Origin of the sequence: Streptomyces albidochromogenes (assembly GCF_005981925.1) — a bacterium.
Classification (GTDB): Bacteria; Actinomycetota; Actinomycetes; order Streptomycetales; family Streptomycetaceae; genus Streptomyces; species Streptomyces albidochromogenes.
In genome coordinates, this window is sequence record NZ_VBVX01000044.1 from 24,408 (window position 1) to 30,780 (window position 6,373).

Genomic DNA, 6,373 nt, shown 5'->3' on the forward strand with positions numbered 1-6,373 from the left:
AAGTGCACTGGTCGACGCGGGGGGTTAACTTAGGTAAAGCTAAGCTTAGGTAATGGTGCAGGCAAGCGCACCGACATCACAACTCGGACTACGCGCCAGTACGGCCGAGCTGGCCATCCCATTGTCGAACGGGCGTCCGCCTGTACGGACGTGAGTGTCAGTCGGTGAGTCAGCGGACCTCTGCCGAAACCGCTGCTGCTGCGGCGGAGGAGTCTTGATGCCAGGGGCTGCCGGGCACGACCAGCGGGCCGCCGGTCACCGGATCCGGCACCACCACCGATGCGAGGCCGAAGACATCCCGCACGAGATCCACCGTGACGATCTCCGTGGGGCGCCCCTGAGCGACGATCCGTCCCGCCTTCATCGCCACCAGGTGATCGGCGTACCGCGCAGCCTGGTTGAGGTCGTGGAGCACCGCCACAACGGTCCTTCCACGCTCGCGATTGAGCTGCCGGACCAAGTCCAGCACCTCCACCTGGTGCGAGATGTCCAGGTAGGTGGTGGGCTCGTCAAGGAGCAGCAGGTCGGTGTCCTGCGCGAGCGCCATGGCGATCCACACGCGCTGCCGCTGACCGCCCGACAGTTCATCGACGGGCCTCGCGGCCAGGGCGGTCACGTCGGTGCGGTCCATGGCATCGGTGACCGCCCGCTCGTCCTCCTCCGACCACTGCTGCCACCAGTGCTGGTGCGGCTGACGACCGCGCGCGACCAGATCGGCCACCGTGATCGCCTCCGGCGCGACCGGAGTCTGCGGAAGCAGCCCGATCGACTGCGCGATCGTACGGGTGGCCATTCGGCTCAGTTCCGTACCGTCCAGCAGGACTGAGCCCCGCCGCGGCTTGAGCAGCCGACCGAGGGCGCGCAGCAGCGTGGACTTACCGCAGGCGTTCGGACCGACGATGACGGTGACGCGGCCGTGCGGAACGTCCAGGTCGAGGCCCTCCACGACTGTGCGTTCCTCGTACGCCAGGGTCAGGTCACGGGCTGTAAGCCTGCTCTCGGTCACGCCACTCCTCCAGTACTGCCGCGGACGCTGCGGTCTTTCACGATGAGCCAGATCAGATACGGCGCGCCGACCGCCGCGGTCAGTACACCCACGGGCAGCTCGACCGGTGCGAAAAGCAGGCGCGCCGGGAGATCGGCGGCCACCACGATCAGTGCACCGAGCAGCGCTGAGCACAGCAGCGGAATCTGAGCCGTGCGGGTCAGCCGACGGGCGATCTGCGGGGCGAGCAGCGCCACGAAGTCCACCGGGCCCGCCGCACCCGTCGCCACCGACGCGAGAAAGACGCCCAGCAGCGCCAGCCCGAGCCGGGTTCGCTGGAGCGGCACGCCCAGTGCAGTTGCCGTGTCGTCGTCGAAGGCGGCGTTCCGCTGTGCCCGTGCCGCCCAGACCACACACGGCGCCAGGGCGAGCAGAGTCCAGCCGAGCGGTGCGGCTTCGTCCCAGCCGCGACCGTTGAGCGAGCCAGTGATCCACACCTGTGCCTGATGGGCCACCAGGTAGTCACCCTTGGTGATGAAGAGATGGACGACGGACCGCAGTGCGATGGCGACGCCGATGCCGATGAGGACGAACCGCGCCGCGTGCAGACCACCGCGCCAGGCGAAGAAGTAGACGAGTGCGGCGGCGATCATTCCGCCGGCGACCGAGAAGTACGGCAGCACGCTGAACGAGCCGACACCGAACGTCAGAGCGCCGATGGTCAAGGCGCTGGCCCCTTGGGATACACCAATGATGTCGGGGCTCGCCAGTGGATTGCGGGCAACGGTCTGGATGAGGGCGCCCCCGACCCCGAAGGCGGCACCGACCATCAGTCCCAGAACGAGCCGCGGCAACCGCAGTTCGCCCACCACGAAGTCGGCAGTCGACGGCTGCCCGGACAACGTGTTCAGCACCTCGGCCGGCGCGACGAACCTCTCACCAAGGCAGAGGTACGCGAGGCAGACAGCCGCCGTCAGCACGGCGAGAACGCACGAGGCGATCGCGGCACGCCTGTGGACGAGGAAGGACGCGCGGCCGCGTCTCACGAGCGAGTATCCGCCTGGGCGCACGGCCGCCGCCTGGCTCTCGATGAGCGAGGCCGTCATGTGCCCACCTCCTTGTGCTCGATGTTGGAGGCCGTCATGCGGACACCGCCTTGCGACGGACCATGGCGATCAGGAACGGCACACCGATCAGGGCGGTCATCACACCCGCCGGCACCTCGCCCGGCGGGAAGACGATCCGGCCGATGACGTCCGACACGAGCAGCATGACCGGACCGAGCAGGGCCGCCATCGGCAGCACCCATCGGTGATCGGTGCCGACAATGGCACGGGCGATATGCGGGACCGCCAAGCCGATGAAGGCGATCGGCCCGGCGGCCGAGACGCCGACGCCGGTGAGCACGGTCGCGCCGATGCCGCCCACGATCCGTACGGTCGCCACGTTCTGACCGAGCCCTTTCGCGACGTCGTCGCCGAGCGCCAGGGCATCGAGCCCTCGCGCCACCGAAAGCACCAGCACCGCGCCCGCCGCGAGGAACGGCCAGATCTGACCCGCCACTTCCGCGCTCCGTCCGGCGATCGAGCCGACCTGCCAGAAGCGGAACTCGTCCAAGGTGGCGGCGTCCGTCGTGAGCAAGCCCTGGATGACGGAGATGAGCAGTGCGTTGACGGCCGCGCCTGCCAGCGCCAGCTTCAGGGGCGATGCCCCGCCCCGCCCGCTGGAGGCGACGGCGTACACGGCCACCGACGCGACTCCGGCACCGACGAACGCGAACCATACGTAGCCGGCGAGGGTGTGCACCCCCGCGAAAGCGATCGCCAGCACCACACCCACCGCGGCACCCTGGCTGATGCCCAGCACACCCGGGTCGCCGATGGGGTTGCGGGTGATCCCCTGAATCACCGTGCCTGCGAGGGCCAGTGCCGCGCCGACCATCACGCCCACGACGGTCCGGGGCACCCGCAGCGACCGTACGATTTCGGCGCTCTCGCTCGTGCCGCCGTGCAGCAAGGCGTCGAAGACCACGCCCGGGGCGATGTGACGGGCCCCGACCGCGAGGCTGAGCAGCACCGCAAGCAGCAGCGCGACAACGGCCGCTGCCGTCCAGCCTGTTCGGCGGCCGACAAGCGCTGCTCTTGGGCTGCTGATGGTGGCGGCTGACATCGCATCCATTCCGACGTGGCGGGTCCTCAGTGATCACGAACTTAGGCGAGCCTAAGTATAGGGGTGGTTGCGGCCACCGCGTAACGGACTGCGACGAATTGCTTGACGGCTCGATCACTGGAGGCCGCACCATGTCCCGCGGGTGCGGGTGCCTCTCCGTCGATGCCGCTGCGGAGGGTTGGCCACAAGGACCCAAGAACTTTGGATTAGGTAAGTCAATCCAGGAGTCGTGATGAGTTCTTCCGCTGCCTGCGCGACCGAGCTGACTACGGCAGAGTGGATCCGTTCGGTACTGACATGTACAGGATCGCTGACCCTCGTAACCGACGGGCACCGTTCTGATCTCGCCGGCCTGTACACCGTCGACGGAAAAGGGAGGTTGACGCTGAGACTGCCAGCGGGCAGTCCCTTGCTTCCACAGGCCACATGCGCATCAGACGACACACCGGCTCCTCTCCTTGAGTTCACCGACATCGCGCCCACAGCAGTCCGTGACCGAGTTCGCGCCAGGGTGTACCTCTCGGGACGGCTGATCCCGAGCGATCCGGAAGGCGCTGCGGGCCGCAGCCACCACCTCGGCCTCACACGCGCCACCCTCGAAACAGCGTCAGCCATCGCGGCTGTCCGCCTCGACGAGCTCGCACTCGCCGCTGCGGAACCCCTGACGGTCCAGGAATCAGCCCTGCTCACGCATTCGACCAATGCTCACCGGAACGTGCTGGCACGACTGAGCCGGCTGGCGCGGCGGTCGTCCCCGCGGAACCGCTGGCAGCCACTCTGCACACCCCACCAGGACAGGACTCACACGGCAGCCCTGCTGCAGTACGACGACCGCACCGTCCCTCTTCACCGGGGCATGATGAAGGGCGGACGACATTGGGTGGCGTTGACATGACCTCACCCGTCCCCAGCGGCGAAGCCGCTCGGCGCCGGAACCATATGACGCCTGCGCGTGCTCAGGTGATCCTGGAGGCTTTGCGAAACGGCGAGACGGTCGCGCGATCAGCGGCTCTGGCCGCCCTCTCCCAGCACACGGCCTGCAGGTACAGACAAAGGGATCAGGCATTTGCCGAGCTGATGCAAGACGCGCAGAGATCGGGACTGCAGGCCCGCGCACGTCGAAGAGAGCGCAAGCGGGCTCCATTCCGGGCCATGCGTTACAGACTGGTCCAAGGAACGGAGCCCTACTCCAAGCCCCAGGCCCATGAGGGTGCGTGAAGGAGTTGTCTTTGGTGCACCCCATGTGTTCGTCGCAGTGGGGCCGGCGACCTGTCCAAGGCGTCGTCGGCCGGACTGGCACGGTCGGAGCGGATCACAGCTCCTGCATTGGCCCACTCATCGCCGCCTGCCAGACCCCGCTCCGCCTGCCTGGCCTCCACGGTCCAAGCCCGCACGGCGAAGGCCGCAGCCGCGCGCCCCGTCGCACGGGCACGCGTGCACCCGGCTGTCCGTGGACGAGGAGGTTCACCGGCTGCTCGACGGTAAGGGGCCGTCGGCACAGGCTGCGGATTGCTTGCCCCGGTGCCGGCCCACTCCTGCCCACCGACCTGTACAGGGTGGCGGATGAACAGGACTGGGCAGACGAGCTCACCAGTTGAGGGCTTTGCCGGCCGTGGTGATCGTGAGGGTGAGCCTGCTTACGGCTGGCTTCCCAGCGGCGTGCCAGTGCCCGAGCTTCTCCTCGGCTGCATCCCAGAGCAGGTCCGGGCCGTCCTGGCGTGTGATTCAGCGGCCACCCTCCCCGTAGAGGGCGGCCCACGAACCGGATTGGACATTGAGACTGGACGATGAAGCGGGACGTCCAGTCCTCCAGGCAGTCGGCTCCGATACTTGCCTCTCGTTCCGTGCCCGTGCCGAGGTCGGGGAGCAGGCCCAGCGGGGGCGGCGACTGCGGGCGGGCGAGCATGAAGCTGACCTGGCCGCTGAGCAGGGGCCCGGACGCTGTGCCGTCGTCGTGGACGGTCAGCCGCGCGAGTTCGGACGCGTTGAGTCAGCCGCCGATGGTGGCCAGGACCAGCCTGCCGGGCCGGGTCTGGCTGCAGGCACCGTCTTCACGCCGCACGTGGCGATGACCCTGTCCTACGGGCCCGTCGGCGTGTCCGAAAATCCCGTTGCCGCAGATGAGCGTCGGTAGAGGCCCTAGTGATGCAGGGCTGTGCGCGCTTTGCTGGCAACCTCCTCGTCGTACTCGATGGAGGTGACGAGTTCCTCGCCCAGGCGCTCGCTGAGGACGGCCGTGGAGTATCCGGTGCCGGTTCCGATCTCGAGGACGCGCATGCCGGACTCGACGTGGAGTTCCTCGAGCATGCGCAGGACGAGAGACGGCAGCGTGCCGGAGCTGGTCGGCTCGCGCACGATCCGGCGTCGATGTCCGCCTGCGTGATGGTGCCCGCGATCTGCGTCACCAGGGACTCGTCCCGGTAACAGCCCTGGAGCCAGCCAGGATCGTCCTGCAACACCGGCTCCCATGCCGAGCGGCCGGACTCGCCAACGTACCGGAAGAAGCCGTCGCGCAGGAAGTCATGGGGCACCCCAGCGTGCGTACGACGTCGATTTCGGATGGGGGAGAGGGGTTCTCAGTACCGCGCCCCCGCCATGGTGGTTCAGTGCTCGCAGAGGGAGAATTCGCGTTCGTAGAGCTGCTCGTTGTGTTCGTCCACGAAGAACTTCCTTTCCTGCATGAGCTCCTCGCGGTACGTCTTGGCCTGCTCCAGCGTCATGGTCGTGGTCTCGGACCAGGGCTGCTGCGGCGGTACGTCCGAGGTCGAGACGATCCGCTGCGTCGGGTCGACGAGGAAGAACGCGAGGATCTTGCGGTGGCCCGGGCGGGTCGGGTCCGCGAGGCGGAAGGCGTCCACGCGGTGCTGGAGGACGTTGGGAAAGGCCAGGCAGCGGCCCTCCGGGGTCGGTACCGCGCCCAGCACCTGGTTCAGGGCGTCCTCGTCTTCGAGGCCGTAGACTTCGCGCAGCCCGGCGTCGTCGTTCTGTTCGTAGTGCGGGTCGTCGAGGGCGCCGCGGAAGCCCAGCCGGCTCTCGGTGATGTTCTCGCTGTCCCAGTAGTAGATGCCGGTCGAGACTATCCGCTCGTTCAGCATGCCCTCGACGTGCCAGGAACCGCCGGCGTACCGGGGCTGGTCCGGGGTGAGGTGTACGGTGGCCAGCTTGACGATGACCTGGAGGCGGCGGCCGCGCAGGTCGATGCGGGCGGAGGCGTCGGGC

Annotated in this window: 5 protein-coding genes; all 5 read right to left on the reverse strand. The window is 68.1% G+C overall.

The features are described 5' to 3' along the window. Positions 1-169 precede the first annotated feature (169 nt). On the reverse strand, positions 170-1,006 hold the full coding sequence (locus E2E34_RS08880; protein WP_138901369.1) for an ABC transporter ATP-binding protein: 837 nt from the start codon (positions 1,004-1,006) through the stop codon (positions 170-172). Continuing rightward, positions 1,003-2,091, reverse strand: a complete 1,089-nt coding sequence (locus E2E34_RS08885; protein ID WP_138901370.1) for a FecCD family ABC transporter permease — start codon at positions 2,089-2,091, stop codon at positions 1,003-1,005. The genes E2E34_RS08880 and E2E34_RS08885 overlap by 4 nt, the downstream gene beginning before the upstream one ends. Positions 2,092-2,125: 34 nt before the next feature. Then, positions 2,126-3,154: a FecCD family ABC transporter permease gene (locus E2E34_RS08890; RefSeq protein ID WP_138901371.1), complete on the reverse strand. Its 1,029-nt coding sequence runs from the start codon at positions 3,152-3,154 to the stop codon at positions 2,126-2,128. A gap of 2,139 nt (positions 3,155-5,293) precedes the next feature. Then, positions 5,294-5,461 (reverse strand): rRNA adenine N-6-methyltransferase family protein, encoded by a 168-nt coding sequence (locus E2E34_RS36310; protein WP_244315581.1) that lies wholly within the window; start codon positions 5,459-5,461, stop codon positions 5,294-5,296. 296 nt (positions 5,462-5,757) lie between these two features. After that, a partial coding sequence (locus tag E2E34_RS08900; protein ID WP_138901372.1) for a DUF4246 family protein occupies positions 5,758-6,373 on the reverse strand: 616 nt, incomplete at its 5' end.

Coding starts and splice junctions, on each gene's coding strand:
- E2E34_RS08885 (WP_138901370.1), bottom strand. CDS start 2,091: ATGACGGCCTCGCTCATCGAGAGCCAGGCGGCGGCCGTGCGCCCAGGC.
- E2E34_RS36310 (WP_244315581.1), bottom strand. CDS start 5,461: ATGCTCGAGGAACTCCACGTCGAGTCCGGCATGCGCGTCCTCGAGATC.
- E2E34_RS08890 (WP_138901371.1), bottom strand. CDS start 3,154: ATGTCAGCCGCCACCATCAGCAGCCCAAGAGCAGCGCTTGTCGGCCGC.